Source organism: Vibrio sp. MACH09, assembly GCF_033238805.1.
GTDB lineage: Bacteria > Pseudomonadota > Gammaproteobacteria > Enterobacterales > Vibrionaceae > Vibrio.
The window spans coordinates 1341234-1362588 of record NZ_BSFZ01000002.1; the positions used below are offsets into that span (position 1 = coordinate 1341234).

At 41.5% G+C, this 21355-nt stretch carries 17 protein-coding genes; 7 read left to right on the forward strand and 10 right to left on the reverse strand.

What is annotated here, in order from left to right; all coding sequences use genetic code 11:
- Positions 1 to 81: 81 nt before the first annotated feature.
- Both CHJ_RS21175 and CHJ_RS21180 read right to left on the reverse strand, forming a co-directional pair.
- Positions 82 to 1728, reverse strand: coding sequence for an ABC-ATPase domain-containing protein (locus CHJ_RS21175; RefSeq protein WP_317918938.1), 1647 nt, complete (start codon positions 1726 to 1728; stop codon positions 82 to 84).
- Positions 1729 to 1850: 122 nt separating this feature from the next.
- Positions 1851 to 3722 carry a bifunctional diguanylate cyclase/phosphodiesterase gene (locus CHJ_RS21180; protein ID WP_317918939.1) on the reverse strand — a complete coding sequence of 624 codons (1872 nt, stop codon included), beginning with the start codon at positions 3720 to 3722 and terminating at the stop codon, positions 1851 to 1853.
- A 436-nt stretch (positions 3723 to 4158) separates the two neighbouring features.
- Here CHJ_RS21180 and CHJ_RS21185 point away from each other — a divergent pair, with 436 nt between their 5' ends.
- Positions 4159 to 5616, forward strand: a complete 1458-nt coding sequence (locus tag CHJ_RS21185; RefSeq protein WP_317918940.1) for an aminoacyl-histidine dipeptidase — start codon at positions 4159 to 4161, stop codon at positions 5614 to 5616.
- Positions 5617 to 5682: 66 nt separating this feature from the next.
- Here CHJ_RS21185 and fabV read toward each other — a convergent pair whose 3' ends face one another.
- Together fabV and tesA are read right to left on the reverse strand one after the other, a co-directional pair.
- Entirely contained in the window at positions 5683 to 6879 is a 1197-nt protein-coding gene (gene fabV / locus CHJ_RS21190) for an enoyl-ACP reductase FabV (protein ID WP_317918941.1), read from the reverse strand.
- A gap of 107 nt (positions 6880 to 6986) precedes the next feature.
- Positions 6987 to 7586: a multifunctional acyl-CoA thioesterase I/protease I/lysophospholipase L1 gene (gene tesA, locus CHJ_RS21195; protein ID WP_317918942.1), complete on the reverse strand. Its 600-nt coding sequence runs from the start codon at positions 7584 to 7586 to the stop codon at positions 6987 to 6989.
- On the opposite strand from tesA, the gene CHJ_RS21200 reads away from it, so the two are divergent.
- Both CHJ_RS21200 and CHJ_RS21205 read left to right on the forward strand, forming a co-directional pair.
- Entirely contained in the window at positions 7585 to 8259 is a 675-nt protein-coding gene (locus tag CHJ_RS21200; RefSeq protein ID WP_317918943.1) for an ABC transporter ATP-binding protein, read from the forward strand. The two genes, tesA and CHJ_RS21200, sit on opposite strands and share 2 nt — an antisense overlap.
- The gene (locus CHJ_RS21205) at positions 8259 to 10703 is read left to right on the forward strand and encodes an ABC transporter permease (RefSeq protein ID WP_411861577.1); all 2445 of its coding nucleotides are present in this window, start codon (positions 8259 to 8261) and stop codon (positions 10701 to 10703) included. The genes CHJ_RS21200 and CHJ_RS21205 overlap by 1 nt, the downstream gene beginning before the upstream one ends.
- Before the next feature lie 102 nt (positions 10704 to 10805).
- Here the strand turns inward: CHJ_RS21205 and CHJ_RS21210 are convergent, their stop codons facing one another.
- The 5 genes from CHJ_RS21210 to CHJ_RS21230 form a co-directional block, all read right to left on the reverse strand.
- A complete protein-coding gene (locus CHJ_RS21210; RefSeq protein WP_171753601.1) occupies positions 10806 to 11120 on the reverse strand; it encodes a hypothetical protein in 315 nt (104 codons plus the stop codon).
- Positions 11121 to 11802: 682 nt separating this feature from the next.
- Positions 11803 to 12729: a biotin-dependent carboxyltransferase family protein gene (locus CHJ_RS21215; RefSeq protein ID WP_317918944.1), complete on the reverse strand. Its 927-nt coding sequence runs from the start codon at positions 12727 to 12729 to the stop codon at positions 11803 to 11805.
- Positions 12717 to 13421, reverse strand: a complete 705-nt coding sequence (locus tag CHJ_RS21220; RefSeq protein ID WP_171753603.1) for a 5-oxoprolinase subunit B family protein — start codon at positions 13419 to 13421, stop codon at positions 12717 to 12719. The genes CHJ_RS21215 and CHJ_RS21220 overlap by 13 nt, the downstream gene beginning before the upstream one ends.
- A gap of 7 nt (positions 13422 to 13428) precedes the next feature.
- Positions 13429 to 14172 carry a 5-oxoprolinase subunit PxpA gene (locus tag CHJ_RS21225; protein ID WP_317918945.1) on the reverse strand — a complete coding sequence of 248 codons (744 nt, stop codon included), beginning with the start codon at positions 14170 to 14172 and terminating at the stop codon, positions 13429 to 13431.
- Positions 14173 to 14730: 558 nt separating this feature from the next.
- Entirely contained in the window at positions 14731 to 17397 is a 2667-nt protein-coding gene (locus CHJ_RS21230; protein ID WP_317918946.1) for a GNAT family N-acetyltransferase, read from the reverse strand.
- A 206-nt stretch (positions 17398 to 17603) separates the two neighbouring features.
- Between CHJ_RS21230 and CHJ_RS21235 the strand changes: the two genes are divergently transcribed.
- Together CHJ_RS21235 and CHJ_RS21240 are read left to right on the forward strand one after the other, a co-directional pair.
- Entirely contained in the window at positions 17604 to 18176 is a 573-nt protein-coding gene (locus CHJ_RS21235; protein ID WP_317918947.1) for an SPOR domain-containing protein, read from the forward strand.
- Between the two features lie 149 nt (positions 18177 to 18325).
- Positions 18326 to 19327 (forward strand): D-alanine--D-alanine ligase, encoded by a 1002-nt coding sequence (locus CHJ_RS21240; RefSeq protein ID WP_317918948.1) that lies wholly within the window; start codon positions 18326 to 18328, stop codon positions 19325 to 19327.
- Here CHJ_RS21240 and CHJ_RS21245 read toward each other — a convergent pair.
- Complete coding sequence (locus CHJ_RS21245) at positions 19311 to 20273, reverse strand: tyrosine-type recombinase/integrase (RefSeq protein ID WP_317918949.1); 963 nt, start codon at positions 20271 to 20273, stop codon at positions 19311 to 19313. The genes CHJ_RS21240 and CHJ_RS21245 overlap by 17 nt on opposite strands.
- Before the next feature lie 105 nt (positions 20274 to 20378).
- On the opposite strand from CHJ_RS21245, the gene CHJ_RS21250 reads away from it, so the two are divergent.
- Complete coding sequence (locus CHJ_RS21250; protein WP_171753609.1) at positions 20379 to 20735, forward strand: DUF3319 domain-containing protein; 357 nt, start codon at positions 20379 to 20381, stop codon at positions 20733 to 20735.
- Positions 20732 to 21043 carry a stress response translation initiation inhibitor YciH gene (gene yciH, locus CHJ_RS21255; protein ID WP_317918950.1) on the forward strand — a complete coding sequence of 104 codons (312 nt, stop codon included), beginning with the start codon at positions 20732 to 20734 and terminating at the stop codon, positions 21041 to 21043. The genes CHJ_RS21250 and yciH overlap by 4 nt, the downstream gene beginning before the upstream one ends.
- Positions 21044 to 21355: the final 312 nt, after the last annotated feature.

The window sequence follows — 21355 nt, forward strand, 5'->3', positions numbered from 1 at the left end:
TACAAAACAATTCTGTATATAAAACAAAGCTATAGATGCAATTCTAAATAGTAGAGAGCTTTCGTTAACTTAGATAAGCGACTAGCGGAACTGCGCTTTTCTCATCCGGTTTAATGTCGCCATCACATCAATGGTTCGTGGTTTAGCTAAATCACCGTACGCTGGCATTGTCGCTTTCCAATCGCCTTGTAAAAGTGACTGAATTGCTTCTGCTGGATCGTTACACCATCCCGGTTGCTGAGCCAGTTGAAACCACAGCCAGCCAATGGCGTTAACCTGATTGGAGGATTCAAGCTGTTCCAACGCTGTGAGGTCAACAAATTCTTTGCCGAAGCGAAGAGAGGAGAGGCCTTTTGCTGAAACTCGAAACTTGCCATCAGCCAGAATCTTCTGCAATGCTGCGGCATTAAGTGAGCGAGATTGAATTGTTTGAAAAGCGTCGCGATTTTCGTGCACCCTTTGGCTAGGGTGAAGCTTGATAATTTCTTGAGCTTTTTCTGATACATCAACCGCTTGATAGTCATGCATCTGGATAACAGTATCAGCCACATCTAGGTAATCACCAGAGCCACCCATAACAATGATCGTTGAGATCCCTTGCTGATCTCTTAGCTGATCAATGCGATCAACTAAAGGGGTGATTGGCTCATCGCCTTTATTAACAAGCGCTTGCATGCGCTCATCACGGATCATAAAGTTGGTGGCAGAGGTATCTTCATCAATAAGAATAGTGCTCACCCCTGATTCCACTGACTCTTGTAACCATGCAGCTTGCGATGTCGAACCAGAAGCATCTTGAGTAGAAAAAGACTCAGTACTCTTATTTTGTGGCAGATGATTAATATAGTTGGAGAGGTTTAATGCATGAACACAACGGCCATCTTCTGCTCGTATTTTCATTGCATCGTGGTTGGTGACGATGCCTTCTCGGCCATCTCCCGGAATATGGTTGTATATGGAGCGTTCAATCGCGTTCAGTAGCGTTGATTTACCGTGAAAGCCACCACCAACGATAACCGTGATGCCTTTGGCGATGCCCATTCCTTTGACCTTGCCATTATTGGGTGTCTCTAACTCTACTTCCAACTCTTTAGGGGATTGAAACGCGACAGCGTCTTTCATTGGAAGGTCACAGTTACCGGCGGATCTTGGTAGTATGCTGCCATTGCTCACAAATGCCGTGAGGTTCTGTTGGTTTAGTTGCTCGCGAAGTGCGTGTTGATCTTCGATAGTTTCGCAGTGGCGAATCAACGCCTCTTTATTTAGCTCGCGTTCAATGGTTGATTTGCGGATCATTTTAGGCAAGTGAAAGGTAAGAATATTCAGCGCTTTCTTAGCCAAAATATTACGCCCTTCGGCAGGCAGATTGACACGAAACCTTAACTCAATGCCGTGTTCGGTAAACAGTACGGCGCTGTTATCTAAAACCGTTTGACCGGTTGTAGCTATGGTCAGGTTATTGTCTTGTTTGGCGAAATCAGAAAATGTACGAGCAATAAAGTCGCGAGCGGCAATCTGGTAAGTTTCAGAACGTTGTTGTAGCCAATCTAAGCCTGTTAAAGACCAAGCACGAGTGGCGCGTAAGCGTGATGCACTCGCGTAGGGGTCACCTTGAACATGGTCTATGTACAGTTGGTAGTCTTCAAAATCATATTGACCTTTAATGGTTTGATAAGCGCGGTAGTTTTGCTTTTCGAGTTTCTTTAGTTTTGAGACTAGGTGATCCATAAATAATCGTACTTCTCTTTGGTAACATTGGCGGGTCCAATGTTATTCGATATTAAGGCGGCGATTATAAAAAACCTTGTTCAATATAGCAAAATTACTTCTAAGGCTAAGCACTATTGGCTTTAGCCTCCTTGAATGCAGTTTTCAAACTCTTTACCTGTCATTGGTTTACCGTATAAGTACCCCTGCGCGTAATCACACCCTTCATTAATGACAAAACGCTCTTGGTCGAGATCTTCTATGCCTTCAATCGTGACGTTAAGGTCGAGCCGTTTGGCGATTTGAACGATGGAGTGAACGATTTCTTTGTCATCTTGATTGTTATTGATGTTTTGGATAAAGCTTTTATCAATTTTAATGCAGTTAAACGGATAAGATTTTAAGTAACTGAAAGAAGCATACCCTGTACCAAAATCGTCCAGAGATAAAGTAACGCCTAGTTGATGCAGTTTGGTTAAGGTCTGTTTGGCAAGATGTTCATTGGAAATTAAACAGCTTTCTGTGATCTCTATTTCTAGGCAACTTGGTGGAAAGTGGTAGCTCTGCAAAAGGTGCTGAAGATGATCGAAAAAGTGTTGGTTCTTCAATTGTATCGACGATACGTTGACGGCAATTTTGAAGTTCTTAAGCTGAGATGCCCATTGCGATGCGTGTTCAATTGCGGAGCGAAGCACAAAATTACCCACTTCGAAAATTAAGCCATTTTGCTCTGCCATTTGAATGAGGTTCTCGTTGGATACATTGCCAAGAATAGGGTGGTTCCAGCGAATCAAGGCTTCGGCACCAATCCAGTTGCCTGATTTTAGTTCAACTTTTGGTTGAAAATAGAGAGTGAGATCGTCGTTACGAACGGCTTGAAGCAAGTAGCTTTCTATTTCGTTTTTGTGTTGCTGTTCTTGGTTGTCTTCATGAGAGTAATAGCTGTAGCATTGTCCTGTCTCTTTACAAGAGAAAGCCGCTTCATTTGCATAAAATAACAGCTGGTTAGCATCGTCGCTATTGTGACTGGTTGCTACCCCTACAAAAGCGTGCAGATGGATCTTCTCTTCTCCAATGACGAATTCTGTGTGTGTTGTGTCCATAATGTGATGACTGAGCTCATCGATAAACGTATTTAACTCGGTTGTTTGAACCGCGATAACCATATTGGCTATGCTGGTTCTCGCTGTCATTGACACAATACTATCAATGTCACCTATTCGCTGACGAAACTCTTTGAGTAAGTGGCTAAGAGACTGTTCGCCAAATCGTTCCTGAATCTTCTTACCATTAGTAAAAATGATATGGAACACAATAAGATGGGTTGACGATACCTTGGTGTCTACTAATAGCTGTTCTGTGCCTTTGGTAAGAGAAAGGTGATTTAAGAAACCAGTGGAAAGATCATGGTTGGTTTGATAGTTGAGCCGCTGTTCAATGGCTTTGCGTTTTTCGATCTCAGACGTCAATGAGTAATTAAGCGTTGCCAGATCCGTTGTGCGTTTGTTGATTCTCTGTTTGAGCTGATCGTTCAGTCTGGTCCATTTATTGTTTTGAAAGATGGTTGTTAGATAGCTCTCTATGGAGTTCTTAAAACAATGTAAGCTTTCGACGGTTAATGGATCAAAAGTGTTAGCCCCATTGGCTGTATTTTTGTCACCGTTGGTGCGGAGTAGACTGAGTACACCAAATAATGAACCATCAGGCCAATAAACAGGTTCTCCTAAATAGGCACTAATGCCATTAGAAGGCGAAAGAGCAGGGCTAGTAAAGGTGACTCGCTCTTGTTTGCGACACGCTGTATTGCAAAAGTCGGTGGCGTTGGCCATGCCGACCCTATATTGATCTGGGTGGTTGGCGCTAATGCAGATAAGTCTATTTTCCGTATCCTTGATATAACGGACAATAAGCGCACAGTCGGCCTGAGCAATTCCAACTAAGGTGTTAACAAAGCGCTGCCAGTGGTCGACAGCCTCGTTTGGTATTTCTATTAATGTGGTATTCACAATCGTCATAAAGCACCTATCCATGTGCATATGGGAATGGCAGCAGATAATGACATAACGTTATACTGCTATTAACATTAGTATATGCTTAAATTTCGTAATGTCAGTGTATAGAAGGGAGTTGTAGCCAAGATTGGGAGTTGGTTGGCCTTATCTGCAAATAATCTCCTCTGCTATTGATATCATTGTAATTTACTGCTAATAGAGTCTAGTTGTACATCACTACGTAGTTGGTTGAAGAATATTATTGTCTTAATCTATAGTGTTATCTTTGCTTATCTCTTTAATATACTGATTTTGTGGTTATAACTATCGTCATAAATACTACTAATATAACATTATGCTAATTGGTGATGTGGTAAGGTGCTGCCTTATCATCGAATCAACTATTTATTTTCAGCAATGTAATCTCAGCAATAAATAGTAACAATATAAAGGACATGTAATGAGTGCAGTCATCGACACATTAAATCAATCCTATGCCTATTCCGTATGGAAGCATTTTCACGCCATAAGCCAAGTCCCTCGTGGATCTGGCAATGAAGCGGGTATTCGTCAATTGCTGATTGATTTTGCCAATGACAATAGCCTTGAATGGAAAACCGATACCATTGGCAACATTGTGATATACAAAGCTGCGTCTCAAGGTCGCGAAGAGAGCCCAGTGACTATACTGCAAAGCCATGTTGATATGGTCAATGAGAAAAACGATTTGAGTCAGCACGACTTTACTAAAGATGCGATCAGTTTTGTTCGAGATGGTGATTGGATAAGAGCGGATGGCACAACTTTGGGGGCTGATGATGGCATTGGTGTCGCGGCAACACTTGCCATACTTGAAGATAATTCGCTGAGTCATGGGGCGTTAGAGGCTTTATTTACCGTAGAAGAAGAGACAACTATGGCTGGCGCTATGGAAGTCGATGCGGCTTTACTAAAAGGCAGACGCCTGATCAATATTGACTCTGAAGATAGTGAAACCTTAACAGTAGGGTGCGCTGGAGGGATTAACCTAGATATTGAACACGAGTATAAAACGGATGCTGTACCGGACGGACACCAGATACAAATAATTACTATCTCCGGACTAAAAGGTGGGCATTCAGGCTGTGATATTCATCTGCAAAGAGGTAATGCAATATTGCTAATGGCACGCGTTATTCGATTGCTGCAGCAATTTAAGCTACGCCTTATCAGTTTAAACGGCGGGACGGTGGATAATGCCATTCCACGTAGCGCAGAAGCAGTATTTGCTATTGCTAGTGATCAGTTACAACCTTTTAGCAATCAGTTTTTATCTGTGGTTAGTGACATTCAAAGTGAATTTAGAAGTGTAGAACCCGACGTGAAGTTTGACTTAGTAGCAACAGAGTCAACGGATCCTGTGATGGATAAGCAACAACAAGAACAGATCATTAAAGCCTTGCACGGATGTATTAATGGCGTGCATCGTAATAGTGATGATTTTGAATCTGTCGTTGAAACATCCAGTAACTTGGGTGTTTACCGACTAGAGAAAGGCAAAATGACAGCGGATTGTTTTATCCGTAGTTTGGTTGACTCTGCAACCGTTAATGCTGGTGAAAGGATTGCTGGGCACTTTGAGTTGTCTGGTGCAAAAGTAACTCGAAGAGGTCTGTTTCCGGGCTGGAAACCTGAGCCTAAGTCAAAACTGCTTGATTCTATGATTGAGAAGTATCGTGCCATAAACGGTAAAGCTCCAAAAGTTGAAGTGATTCATGCGGCATTGGAATGCGGGATTATTGGTTCGGCATTAGGTGGAGCGGATATGGTATCCATTGGTCCGATTATCGAACATCCACACTCTCCAGATGAAAAAGTTCACGTTAGTAGTGTGGACAGTTTTTATCGTTTATTGGTGGCTAGCTTAGCATCGGATTAATAGTAAAACATAATAAAAAGCGCCACTTAGAAAAACTAAGTGGCGCTTTTTTATGTAAGTGAAAAACTATGGCTGAAGTTTCTTTAACGCCTCGATATCAACAGGTTCATCGTAATTTACGCCGTCTAAACCAAAACCATTAAGTTGCAAAAACTCATTTTTATAACCTTGATAATCACCAACTTGCTTAAAGTTGTTGCTATCCATATGGGCCATAATGGTTTTTACTTCTCGCTGAGTATTGGCATCCAATTCGTATTCGTCCATCCTCAGCAGCCGTTGACCGTCAACTGGAACGACGTCTTGGCATAACTTGTCGGCAAACAGTCGCTGCATCTGTTGAATGCAGTTTTCATGGGTTCCCTTTTTCTTCATCACTTTGTATAACGCGAGAATATATGGGGTAAAGGCGGGAATATAAACGCTGGCTTTGGTCACTAACGCTTTACATACCGTCGCATAAGCGCCACCGCCAAACTTTGCTAGCTTTAAGTTGAGAGAGTGACTGGTTTGGTGCAAGTCAACCTTTGCTCTACCCAATGTGCCCTCGTGATATATAGGATAGGTAGCTTGTGGACCAATGTAAGAAAATGCAATAGTTTGACAGCCTTGTGCGACAGAGTCTGAGTTGATTAATGTGTCTATCCACTCTTCCCAGTCTCCACCTCCCATCACTTTTATTGTGTCATCGATCTCTTGTGCTGTAGCGGGGGTCACTTGAGTATCTTGCCAGCTATCATCTTCTAGCAAAATGGTCGCGCCGGATACTGGCTCACCAATGGTTTTAATTGCCGAACGCCATACGCCTTCACCATTTGGCTTTGGTCTTATGCCTGTTGCTAAGCTATAAATGATAAGGTCGACTTCACCTTCAAAGTAGGTCTCGATCGCTTCAACAACACTTTCTCTAACTTGTTTTGAAAACGCGTCGCCAACAATGTTAATTGCGGTTCTTCCGGCGGCTTCAGCTTTCTCTTTAAAGTAAATATTGTTGTACCAACCCGCGCTTCCTACACCTTTATCGGATGGGCCGCGTTCAAAAGAGACACCGATGGTATCTGCTTCGCTTCCACCAAACGTCGCGGCGATACGAGCAGCAAGGCCGAAACCGGATGATGCGCCAAGTATGAGTATTCGTTTAGGACCATTAGTAATAGGTTTGGCTGATTTTACGTAATCAATTTGGCTTTGAACGGCAGCTTTACATCCCTGTGGATGCGCGCTTTTGGCTATAACGCCCTGAATTATCGGCTCTATAATCATTACGTTAATGATCCTTCTATTACAATAAGTTAGCTCAATATATAAGTAATAGTGAGCTAACTCTTTGCGCTAGGGCATTTTTTTACGACTAAACCGTTATTTCTCTGTTAATCCAAATAAAGAGACAAATTGTCCGCAACATAGGAAGCAATCCATGGTTGAGCGACTTCTTCAGGATGGAGCCCATCTTGTTTCATCCATTCGTCTTTGAGTATTATCTGTTCTAAAAAGAAAGGAAGTAGTGGCAGTTGATATTCATTAGCCAGTTTAGGGTAGATGTTACTAAAAGCTTGGCTGTAACGTTTACCGTAATTTGGTGGCACCTGAATCTGCATTAACGCAACTTTTGCCTCGGCTTGTTGACTAATAGTTATGATATGTTGCAGGTTTTTGTTGATAAGGTTGGGGTGAAAACCTCTTAAGCCATCATTGGCTCCAAGTTCAATCAGTACCCATGTAGGTTCATGTTGTTTAAGTAGATCGGGTAATCTATCTAGTCCATTTCCAGTGGTATCCCCAGAAATACTGGCGTTAATGACTGTGTAGTCGAAACCTTTTTGCTCAAGATCTTTCGCTAACAAATTTGGCCAAGCACTCGTTGCTGGCATTTGGTAGCCGGCACTTAAACTATCACCTAACACCAATAATGTGTTACTACTTGCAGTATAAGAAAATAAAATGATTATAAAGGAAATAAATCGAGTCATGCCTAGTCCTATTATCAAAGCGAGTTCATTAGCAAAAGTAGTCTCTACTAATCAAGAGCATTTAACAATCCTTGATGATGTAAATTTAGAAATTAACCAAGGTGAGACGGTGGCGATTGTCGGCTCATCAGGTGCAGGCAAGTCTACATTAATGACACTGTTAGCCGGGTTGGACACTCCGACATCAGGCGAAGTATATCTGCTTGGTAAATCAATTTCGTCACTCAACGACGAGCAGAGAGCGGCCATTAGAAGTGATTCGGTTGGTTTTGTATTCCAAAGTTTTTTATTGATTCCCAGCTTAACCGCGATAGAGAACGTCACTCTACCTTGCCTGTTAAAGGGCGATAAAGAAGATGTTGAGAGAGCGAAAGAGCTGCTGGAATCAGTTGGGCTTTCTCACCGCATAGATCATTTACCTTCGCAATTATCAGGTGGGGAACAACAGAGGGTCGCACTTGCTCGGGCCTTTATGATAAAACCTAAGATACTGTTTGCTGATGAGCCAACGGGTAATCTTGATCAGCAAACCGCGTCGAAAATTATTGAACTGCTGTTTGAGCTAAATAGTGTCCATGGAACGACATTAGTTTTGGTTACTCATGATACGGAGTTAGCTTCTCGCTGCCATAGAACCATACATATGCAAGCTGGTCATTTGGAGGTTAAATAATGGGTGCGATAAATGCGTCTGGTTCAACCGTTAACCAGCGACTGTTTAAGTGGAGTATTGAAGAGATTAGACACGGGCAGCTTTGGCCTATCTCTATTGCTTTAACCTTGATTATTGCCTGTGTATTTGCCTTAACAGCGCTTGCAGAAAGAATGGAACAGGTAGTGCTAAAGCAGGGTAAAGACGCGCTGACTGCCGATTTGGTTTATGTCTCTTCTAATCCTGTTCCTCCTGTGCTGCTCGATACGGTCTCTTCGGAGAACTCATTAGAACAATCCACAATGACTCGTTTCGCTACGATGGCGTTTAGTGATCAGCAAATGCAGTTAGTGACCGTAAAAGCGGTACAAAGTAGCTTTCCATTACGAGGTGAATTGCTGTTAGAGAGTACCGATTCAACCAGTCGTAGTATAAAGCCCGGTGAATTGTGGTTGGACGAAAGGGTTTTTGCACTTTTGGATATAACTAACGGTGACGTTGTCACTATAGGCGATGCGGATTTCGTTGTTTCTGGCAAAATAGCACAAGAACCGGGCATCAGTTTTAATCCGTTTCAGCAAATGCCAACGGTGATGATTCACAACTCTGATATTGAGAAAACCGGTGCGTTAAGGTTAGGAAGTCGAGTTAGATTTAGCCTGTTTTTAACTGGCGAGCAGGAAGCTCTGCAGAAAATAAAAGAGAGTGTGGAGTTAACACCTAGCGATAGGTGGCGTGATCAAGATAGCGGCTCTCGCAGCAATGATATGTTCCAAAGAACAACACAATATCTGTCACTTACCGTGGCTATAGTGATCATTATGGCTGCAACTACCTTGGTTTTAACCTGCCAAAACTATGTTACCGGCAGACGTAAAACAGTCGCTATGTTGAAAAGCCTAGGTGCCAGTAAATCTTGGTTGATCAGATGGCTCTCCATTCAGATTATCTTGCTGTTTGTTATCGGTGTCTCTTTTGGTTTGCTCTTTGGTGTATCACTAGAAGTGCTACTGCGCATCCCATTAACCGACTTATTACCAGATCCTCTACCGGGATATGGCATTACACCCGCGATTACCGCTATTGCCAGTTGTTTATTGATTGGTGTTCCAGCTCTGGGCATTCCTTTGCTGAGTTTGATAAATACCTCTGCGGTTAATGTTATGCAGCCACAACAGCAGAAAAAGAAGTGGACATCATTTCTTCTTATTCTGGTTCCTCTGGTTCCGATGTTGATCGCTTATCGGGAAAATACCTTAGTCTGGATTGTTCTTGGTGGAATCATTGGCTTATTTTTGCTTCTTGGGCTGGTGAGTATTTTAATTATACGTTTGATTAATTACTTGCCGCTGAACACATCAATGAAGCTAGCGGTGAGCCGAATTAGACGATCATCTCTTGCCAGTATGTTTCAGTTTGGTTCGCTAGCGATATCTTTGATGTTATTAGCGGTGATATGGCTCGTCCGTTCTGATTTACTTCAAGATTGGCAACAGACCATTCCTGAAGATGCACCCAATGTATTTGCAATTAATATTGCGCCTTATCAGCAGGAGCAGTATCTACAAGTTATCGATAATAAAAACCTTGAACGGTCGGAAGCGTATCCCATTATTCGTGGACGACTTGCGAAAATTAATGGTCAAGACGCTAAATCGCAACCAGATATCGACAAAGAGAGCGATTCGTTAAGTCGCGAGCTTAACTTTACTTGGTCAAATACGATTCCGGACAGAAATCCGATTATCTCGGGAAGTTGGAGCGAAACCAATGGGGTATCTGTTGAATCTGAAGTTGCCCAAGAGCTAAATATTAAGGTTGGTGATACGCTTGGATTTGTCGTTAACAGCCAAGAGTTTAGCGCCGAAGTTAATAGCATTAGAGAAGTAGAATGGAGAGAGATGAAACCAAACTTCTACTTCATTTTTACACCGGACGTGTTAGAGAAACTGCCTGCTAACTGGATGGTTAGTTTTCGTGTAGACGATAATCAAAGTGATTTTCTTAATCAGCTATCAAGAGATTTTCCTACCGTGAGCTTGATGGATATTCGAGCCATGGGGGATAAGATTCGTGGTTTACTTACTCAAATAATTTGGTCAATTACAGTGCTCGCTGGGTTAGGCGTTGTCGCGGGCGTGTTGCTGATATTTACGCTACTTCGTTTAAGCTTATCGCAAAGACAAGATGAGATTCGTTTATATCGAACTCTCGGAGCGTCGCGTAAACGTATTACTGCGACTATTTGGAGTGAGTATGGCCTAATGGCGGCTACGGCGGGTTTAGTGGCAAGTATGGGAGCGGAACTGAGCGTCAACAGTATTATGACCATGGGCTTCGATTTACAGAGTCAGCTGCATGGTTATTTATGGATATCTCTACCCGTCATTGCATTTGTGGTGTTGGCGCTGGTGGTAAGTACCATGTTAGGTCGCTTGCTTAAACCAATAAGAGGCACTGAATAGCGCCTCTTATAATGACTGTTTAAGTTGTATAACTGTTGGTTGTACAACTTAGATAGTGGTGACCGTCTATCATTGTTGCGGAATCTCTCCCTGTAGCGAAAACTATGCCGCGAGAGGGAAGCAGTAACCTTGGATATGGACAATAACTTGTTCTAAATTAAACAAGTGAGCGTACTCGGAGTTCGTGTAGGCATTGGGTTTGGTATCTCCATTTACCACAGCACGAATAGTGCCTACATTTACGGCTACACTGTCGTTGTCTTGATAATGTGTTTCTATCAATAGATCGATGACTTGTCTTACGTAAGTGGTTTGATCGAGAGGATCAAGGTAGGTAACGCCTAACTGTTCACTGTCTGTTGTTAGCTTAAAAGGTTTACCTTGAAACAGATAATCAATCTCAATTGCTACATTCATCTTACTACGTCCATGTTCTATAAGCCTGACTACAATTATTAGCTCATGAAGCCAGTTTGTGGTGTTAGCTAGATCATACTTTAAGCAATATAATGAAAAGTTAATATAAGTGAGCAACAAAACTCCCTGAAACTATATTCTGCTATTTCAATAACAAACACAATTATCAATAACTGTTAAGAATTTTAGTGGTATAAACGACATATATACCTTTATTTATGTGGGGTTATACGTTGAGAGAGTAAGAACAACTAGCGGGAAAACCGTTTTTACTTTTTGAGGTTATACAGTGAGGAGTGCGAGTTATCCACAATTTCGGTGGATAAAGTTTGGGATAACTTTCTTGCTATATTTACGTGCTATTCTGTACACCGCGCTACTCTTCTTCTGCGGGATTTTGGTTATACACAAAAGCCATTTTTCAAACTTATGAGTAAAATGAGTCAAGTATTTTTATGCAATATTTCTATGTTTTTTTTATACAAATATCAGAACATAATGCCAGTGATTAACCTCAACAAAATGACAACGCGGAAGTGTAACTATCTATGGCAAAGGCAATAAATTTTGTTGCTGCTATGTAGCTGTAAAAAAAGCTAACGTTTCTAAGTTAGCTTTTTTAAAACATACGAGCACAAGGTGACGCATAAATCATCACCCGCAAGATCTATTCAATCATGGTTTAGTAACCAAAACGACGCGCCCATGAACACCATATATCTTGTAAGTGGCGTCTGTTACCACGGATAAACTTGATCTCTTGCCCCGGCTTGGCCTGTGCTAATCTTGGATGATCGATACGGGCCAGTACGCCAATCTTCGGATATCCACCCAATGTTTGCCTATCGTTTAATAAAACGATGGGTTGGCCATCTGGTGGTATCTGAATAGAGCCGAGTGCGATTCCTTCCGAAATCACGCCATTAGAAGGGGGCGTGATGGGTTTACCATCTAATCGGTAGCCCATACGATCGCAAGATGGCCCCACGCGATATATTTGGTTGTAGAATGCCCGTTTTTGATCTTTGGCAAACTGATTTGCTTGGTATGACTCTAAAACCCGTAATCTAAGGGGCAGATTATAGTCTGGAGTAAAGCGAAAGGTGAGTTGTTGGCTTTGTTGTTTATGTTTGGTTTTACTATAAGAAATCTCATCACCGGCTGCGAGTGCGGAACCATCTTGATGTAAGCCACCAAGTTGTTCTCTTATAACCGTTGCACTGCTTCCTAAGTGATCTGGTACTTCAAATCCGCCGGATACCGCTAAGTATGCACGTAATCCATTAATTGGCAGACCAAATGTTAATCTTTGTCCTTTGTAAGCATAAAAAGAGCTCCAATTGGTGACAGGTTTGTCGTCCAATTTAGCTTGTAAATCTCCGCCACAAATTGCCAACATACAGTTTTCACTAAACTCAAACTCTGCCTGACCCAAGGTAATTTCGATTGTTGAACAGTTAGGTCGATTACCAAGCAAGTAATTTGACCAGCAGTACGCATATTCATCCAGTGGACCACCTTGAGTCACCCCCAATGGGGCAATGCCATAGCGACCAAAATCTTGGATTAAACTGAGTTGGCCGGGTTTGTGTACAATCAAACGTGCCATAGTTGACCTCCCAGCTGCAAAAATTGTTCTCTCTCTATCGCTTCAAACTGAACCGTATCGCCAATGCGTAGCGGAGAGAGCTCTTCGGAATCGGCATCAAATAAACAGGTAGGGCAGTTTCCAATGATGTTCCATCCCCCTGGTGTTTCTGAGGGGTACACGGCGGTTTGGTTATCTGCAATACCAACACTGCCTTTAATTACTTTTAGCCTAGGCGTCGCGAGACGGGGTTTTGCTAGTGTTTCGTTCAACCCTGACAGAAACCCAAAACCTGGACTAAAGCCAATAGCACAGACTTTGTAGCTAGTTTGTGTATGAAGCTTAATCAGTTGTTGCTTGGTTATGTTTTTTTCTTTTAGTAAACCGGCAAGATCGGGAGCTACATCATCGTGGTAGTAAACGGGCAGTGTGATCAGTTTGGATTCGACGTTGCTTTGATAGTTGTCAACTTGGTGAATGATATGAGCTAGCCCAAGTAACATCTCCTCTTCAGGAGTTCGATAAGGTAGGTAGTCAATCAGCAAAGTTGTATAAGATGGTGTGAGATTCATTATGCTGTTTGCATAATCAGCGTAGATCAACTCTGACACCAAATTAATAAAGTGGGGAAGTTCTGACTGTATTTGGTCTGAAAATCGAATCAATATGGATGATTCGCAGACCGCTTCAATAGAAACTTTGTCGTATAGCATGTTTACCTCATCGCGTTGTTAACGCTTCTTTTAGCTTACGTACAACCGCTATAGATGCGTCGTTATCACCATGTATACATATGGTATCGGCCTGAATGGCAAGTTTTTGACCCGAAATTGTTGTTACGCTGCTATATTTTGCGATTTGCATGGTTTGATAGTAGATATCATCCGGGTTTTTAAGTACCGCTTTAGGGTGATTTCTTGCGGCTAAGAAGCCCGTGTCTTGATACGTTCGGTCGGCAAAGGCCTCAAATAAAATAGGGACGTTATATTGATCTGCGATATCAATATAAAAAGCGTTATTTTTTGTGGCGAGAATCATTAAGGGAATAGAATATATTGAGGCCGCTTTAACAATGGCAGTGAAAATAGTGGGATCTTTCATCATGTCATTATAAAGAGCGCCATGAGGCTTAATGTAATCTACCTTGCTGTTGTGTAGCCGACATAATGAGTCTAGTGCACCAACTTGGTATAACACAGCGTGAGTTATTTGCTGCTCGGTATAGTTTAAGCTTCGGCGACCAAATCCGGGTATATCGTAATAACTAGGGTGTGCACCGATGGAAACATTATGAGCCAAAGCTAGTTTGATGGTGTCTGCCATTATGCATGGATCTGATGCATGAAAGCCGCACGCTATATTGGCCATATCTAGCCATGGCATAACGTCACTGTCGGCACCTAATGTCCAAATGCCATAACTTTCACCCATATCACAATTTAGCGTTAGTTTTTCAGTACCCATTTATAAAACGCCTATTTATTTAATCAAAAAGAGCATCTAATGTTTATCAGTATGGCATATTGCGCAGTTCTATTTCACTATCGCCAATTTTTCATTTTTAATCAATGTTATAGATAAAACTTGGTGGGAAAAGTGTGCAGTGACGGTTATAAATAACTAATAACGGAAATTTCTAATATTCATATATTAAATATTTGATCTACTCAGTTATTGATTAACATCTATTTTTGTACAAAAAAACAACATTTAACTGTTAGTTTCTATCACTCACTGTTAAGATCTAGAAGACTTTTGATTTTATACTTTTTGGGGGAATCTAATTTTGGAATTAGTGTTGATTATTACATTTATTGTTGCAGCAGCGGTGATGGTTAAAAAAGAGATGAGCAAAAAGTAGCAAGTGGCTGCTGATTGCAAATTTATTTATTGAGATATTTATTTAAGCCTAGATGTTGATTTAGATAAGACAGTGTTTCGTAGTGAAGAAATTCTATAAAGGCCGCATTAGCGGCCTTTGTCGTATATTGAAGTAAACAAGCTATTTAGCCACAGAGTTGGCTAGTTTAAAGGTAACAACATATCTGCGGTTCCATCTGCAAACTCTATCTCTAGTTCAAAGCCCAGTTTTTGAGCAAGTGTGATCATACCTCTGTTGGTTGGCATGGTCATTCCAGACATCTGCTTTGTTCCTTTATTTTTACAGTAGCGAATAATACGTTCCATCAGTATTCGACCTAAACCACACCCTTTATGATCTGACCTGATCAATATGGCAAATTCTGCGTCTATATTTTCAGGATCTATCAACGCTCTGGATTCACCAAGAATCTCTCCTTGCTGAGTGACGGCTACAAAGGCGATTTCTCTGTCAAAATCGATTTGAGTTAGGTTTGCTAATGCTTCATGGTTAAACTCTCCGACATCACTGAAAAATCGTTTATAGAGGTCTTCCTTAGACACATGGCTTAAAAATGTCGCGTGGGTGGGTTCATCTTCCGGCAATATAGGTCTTAGTAACACCTCTTCGCCAGATTTGAGCGTGACGTGTTCTTCAAGCTCTACCGGATAAGGGCGAATCGCGAGTCTTTTATGGGCGTCGCCGGTAAAAGGACGCAGTTTGAGATCGGCGTCTAATACGGTTAACGATTTCTCAACCGCAAGTAACGGGTGGATATCCAGTTCATGAATTTGTGGGTTATCTATAACCATCTGTGACAATCGAACCAAAAACTCACACAGTTCATCAATATCGATGTTCATCGCTTGCTGAGAACGAATTTTATGTCCCTTTATGGCGCGAATAATAAGATAGCGAGCGAGTGCCATATTTAGAGGAAGAATGGCAACGGCTGCATCTATACTTTCGTCCCATTCTGAACCACCTTCGCCTAGCATAATGACAGGACCGAAAATCTCATCGGTTTTGATTTTTACTCGTAACTCATAAGTACCAACTCTGCTGGCCATGGCTTGAATTATCAGACCTTTAACAGATGCCGCGGGGTAATTGAGTTGCACTCCATCTAAGATGGATTGCGCTGCACTTTGCACTTCAGCTGGGTTACGTTGGTTCAATACAACGCCGTTAACATCAGACTTGTGGGCGATATCAGGGGAGCGTAATTTGACCGCTACAGGGTAACCGATTTGATCTGCAATCTGCACGGCTTCACTTGGTTCATACGCTATCCATGTATCCAAAACGGTAAAATTGTAAAGCTGTAATAGTGGAGTGATCTGGTGTGTGTCCAGTGTGACTTCATTGGCACCGGTTTTTTTTGTTACCCATTCTTGTGCCAGTTTTACACTGGATTCGTCGATCTGCTCAGACGTAGTCGGAGTTTCCATCAATTGCTTTTGATTTCTTCTGTATTCAACTAAGTGCATGTAAGCCACAACGGCGCTTTCGGGTGTTCGATATGTCGGAATGCCGGATTGTGTAAACAGCGAGCGGGCGTCTCGGGTCGTTTTCTCTCCACTCCAGTTAGTTAGAATGTTAAAACGTTTATGGCGAGGGTGTGCTTTTACGCAGTCAATGACGGCCTGCGCGGTTTCTGTTGAGTGAGCGATGGCTGAAGGCGAGTGCATGATTAATAGCGCATCAACATCATCGCTGTCTAACAGCGTGTTTATCGTATCGACGTAACGCTTTTGGTCGGCATCTCCAACCATATCAATAGGGTTACTCTGTGACCAAGAGGCTGGCAGTTTGCTATTTAATGACTCAATAGTTTCGTTACTTAACGTGGCTAGCTTTCCACCCCATTGCAGTAGTGTGTCCACTGCCATAATAGAAGGGCCGCCGCCATTGGTTACTATGCCTAATCGTTCTCCTCGCAAAGGAACTGAGTGAGTGAGAGTTTCTACTGCTGCGAACAGTTCGTGAGTATTGTTTACTCTTAGCATTCCCGTACGTCGGATTGCCGAGTCGTATATCACGTCTAGAGTATCGCTGCCGCCTGTGTGACGTATGGCCGCTTCTCTACCGGCGTGAGTTTTTCCCCCCTTTAGTACTAAGATACGTCGGTTACGTGAAGCGGCCCGCGCCGCAGACATAAATCGTCGAGCGTCTTTAATTGAATCGATATAGAGAAGTATGGCGTTGGTTTTGCTATCGGTACATAAGTGATCCAGCAGCTCTGCTACATCAATATCACTGCCGTTACCAATAGAAATAAAGGAAGAGAATCCGATGTTTTTGTCATTAGCCCAATCAAGAATAGTTGTGCAAACGGCAGCGGATTGGGAAATAAAGGCGATGTTGCCTTTGGATGCGGAAACCGGAGAGAAAGAGGCATTAAAATTTTGCCATGGCAAAATGATACCGAGACTGTTGGCACCAAGTACTCGTATTCCATGTTCTTTTGCAATTTCTAAACACTCTTGTTCGACGGTTTTTCCATTTTCAGTCGCAAGGTGCATATCTGAAGACAATACAATCGCGCATGAGACTCTCTTTTCTGCTAGTTGCAGAAAGATCTCTTTATTTCTACTGGCGTGAGTACAGAGGATAGCTACATCTGGAATGATTGGCAGTGAGTCGATATTTTTGTAGGCTAATACGCCGCAAACGGCTTTATATTTTGGCGTTACGGGCATGATTGCCCCTTGGAACTCACCAGCCAATAGGTTTTTCATTACCACTTCACCGGCTCGAAAGGAACGGTTAGATGCACCTATTACTGCAACTGACGTGGGCTTTAACAGTTTGGCGATATTATTCATAGATACCTCAGCGATACTCTTGTTATTGAATAGTAATCGATAATGAAATTTTTGTTTGCGATTTGAACAAGGTAGCGAAGGATCTTGCTTTATAACGTGTGTTAGCTCACACCAATATTTTCTAAATGTTAAATAGCCCCTTGATTATATGGGATTCGAAAGGCATGATGCGGATAAGAATATAACTGACTATATACAAACCGTTTATGAAAAAAATCTCGATACTTAGCCTCTCTATGTTGTTAGCAGCTTGTTCTACAGGTAATTACACTACAGATGTAACTACTGATAGTTTTAGAGAAGACTATAAACCGCAAGCCGTTGCGGAAACGACAGTTGCACCTAATATGACTGAAGAAGTTGTTGAGCAGCAGCCAATGGCGAGCTCTCAAAAAAATATGGTTAATGTTAGTCGCACAGAGCCAATGGCCAAACCTGCACCTAAAACAAGAAACGTTAAGATTATCGCGCCTACCAAAAAACAGGTAGAGTCATTTAAGCGATATGGATTTACTATTCAGGTTATCGCAGTTGATAGTGCAGTTAAAGCTGAGCAATTAGCCAAGAAGTTACCTCAAGGTCACTCTGTTTGGGAAAACTACAAGCAAGTGAATGGCACTGATTGGTATACCTTGCTGTATGGTGACTACCAGACGCGCTATGAAGCTAAAGCCGCTATTGAGACTTTGCCGAAGATGTTTAAAGATTTGAAACCTTTCGTAAAAAGTCTGGATGACGTGAAAAACTCACCATATCCTAAACTGAAAAAAATAAGATAAGAAAAGGACCGTAAGGTCCTTTTTTTTGACCAAAATACAGGCAACCAACCATGATGTTCAAGCAAATGATGAGTTTTTGCTGTACCTATTAAGCTAATTGGTTATGATTGATTGCATTAACATCGTCATGATTCACGGAATAACAATTAATGGCTAAATCAACAATTCTACTTTTATGTGGTGGCGGATCGTCTGAACACGAAGTATCTCTAGTGTCTGCCTCGTATCTTTCTCAGCAATTGAAACAACATGATGACTTTGATGTTATTCAAGTTGAGATCACTAAAGACGCATGGAAACTAGATAATGTTGAGGTGATGCTGGATATTAATACTCGCTCGTTAGTGTCAAAAGAGAATAGCCTACACATTGATTATATTGTTCCTTGTATCCATGGCTACCCGGGAGAAACGGGAGACTTGCAATCAATGTTTGAGTTGTCAGGTATTCCTTATCTTGGCTGTGGACCTGAAGCGAGTAAGAACAGTTTTAATAAAATCACTTCCAAGCTTTGGTACGATGCGCTAGGCATCCCAAATACACCGTACCTTTTCCTCACCGATGATAGCAGTGAGTCTATAGATAAAGCGCTAGCGGCATTCGATCGCTGGGGAAATCTATTTGTGAAGGCCGCGAGTCAAGGCTCGTCAGTAGGCTGTTACAATGTCACTGATAGAGAAGGCGTTGTAGCTGCAGTTAAATCGGCATTTTTCTATTCAAATCAAGTGTTAATTGAAAAGGCGCTCAAACCTAGAGAGCTTGAAGTCGCAGCATACGAATATAATGGTGCCCTGCATATTACTCCTCCAGGAGAGGTTATTGCCCCTGACGGTGCATTTTATAGCTATGAAGAGAAATACAGTTCAGACAGTCATTCACACACTGAGATAGAAGCAAAAAGGGTTGATGATGCGATTTTGCAAAAAATTCAACACTATTCGCAATTGGTGTTTACTCGAATGGCGTTAAAAGATTTATCCCGAATCGATTTCTTCCTGACCGAGCAAGGGGAGTTGTATCTCAATGAGGTGAATACGTTCCCGGGAATGACGCCTATCTCAATGTTTCCTAAAATGTTAGAGAACAATGGCCCTGAGTTTAGTGAGTTTCTTGCTTCGGCTATTCGCCAATCAATTAATCCCAAGGTTTAATTGACTTAAATTTTGCCATTTCTCCTTGTGCGGTGTTTGACTTTTGTAAGTATTGAGCAGGCATCGCTGGGCTTAACCAGCGCCCGTAATCTTGAATATCACGCAGGTTGTAACCTCTCTTCTCCAATTCTTGAGCCGCACCAACCCGAGCCGACTGTCCTGTAAAGCGGTGTTGATAGGGGAGATCGAGTAAGTCACTTGCCCGTCTTAAAATACGATAGATGGATGAGTCATCTAATTTGTCTAGCCCAATATTTCCGTGCCTGTCAATTCGTCTAAATAGATAACCGGAAGAACCCGTCATAAACTTAGTCCATCTAGTTAAAGCTTTCTCTGCTGCTTTCGAAAGAACATACTCGGTAGTATCAATTTTTAATGAAGTTAGATTCTCTCTATAGCAAACATTATCTAGGGTGAGGTTCTTAAGTTCGGAGCGCTTTAAAGCACACTCAAACATAACGTGGTAAATCGACAAATCTCGGATATTCCGTAATGTAGTATTTCCACTTAACAAACGATCTAATTCTACTAAATGTTCTCTACTCATTGGAGAAGCTTGCGTGGCATCACCATGTTTATTTAGACGAAGTTGTTGCAGGGTAAATCGTATTTGTCTGTGATTTGTAGGGGAGGGAAATCCATGCCATTGATGGATGTTTGAAATTGTGATGCTGTAACGTCGTAAGGTGGAGAATTTACGTTTAGCAGACTCACTTTCTAGAAATAACCGGACCGCTGTTATAGATGTAGGCAAGGCCGATACGTGTTTGGCATCACAAAAAGAAACAAATCTATTCCAGTCCGTTGTCATCGCTAACTCTGAACTTCTTGAATAACTTGAGTGAGTTAACTTAGTTATGTCATCCGGCAAAACCAGAGACAGAAAGCGTTTCACGCTTATAGTACGTTCCTGTTCATCGGTAATTATCGGTATGTGTTTCTTCATTCTTATGCACTATAACTAATTAATTAGAATTCGATAATACACTTGAATCTTAGCCAAATACAATTATATTATGTAAAGAACTAACTAATAATAGAAAGAAATCAGATGGCGACGACATTTCATAGAGGTTATTGCATACAGTCTGGCTCAGATAAAGACGTATGGCACGTTAGGGTTAAGAATCATGTTCTTTCTGGCGCATTACCTGCGGTTAAGAAATCATTAGATTGGTGGTGTGATACTGCCACCCTTATAGATCCTAAAGAGTTTGCTTCTCTTGTTCCTCAGAAAGATGAAGAACTGAACGAGCAGCAAGAAGATTACAACGGCCATTTACTTAAGAGCGATAGTGGAGCTAAGAATAGTTGGTATTGCTTTTTTAATGGTAAACTAGTCAAAGGCTCTAAAAACGCCATTAAAAAACATATTGACCAGAATGAACCAAAAAGAAGTATTCAATGACATTAGTATATTCCACAGAAACCGGAAGAATTAAACCAGAAGAACAGAAACAACAGAGAGCCAAAGGGGATGGTGTCGTTAGAATACAGCGCCAAACCAAAGGTCGTAAAGGAAAAGGGGTATGTATTGTATCCGGTCTTGATTTGGATGATGCTCCACTAAAGCTACTAGCAGCAGAACTTAAGAAAGTGTGTGGCTGTGGCGGTGCCGTAAAAGAAGGCATGATTGAAATCCAAGGTGATAATCGAGAGAAAATCAAAGTTCATCTAGAAAAAAAAGGATTGACCGTAAAACTTGCCGGAGGTTAATTTAACCTTTTCTTTTCCTTATTTGTTGCCCTTGCGAGTCATATCACATCTATATGTGAAAGGTTATTAATATTAGTTTTAATGGCCTTGTTTCATTTCTATACAATTATCACTATTTTAAACCATAAATTACTTTTCACGCCTTTCATTTTTATCTCAATGAAAGGCGTTTTTAATCTATTCAATTATAAATCAAATGTGATATCTAGCGTTTAACAGATTATTTAGTCAATTATAATTTGTTCGGAATTCAAGTGTAAGTTATTAAATATTCACTTATTTAATGTATTTCGAACTACTTATAATTAAGGG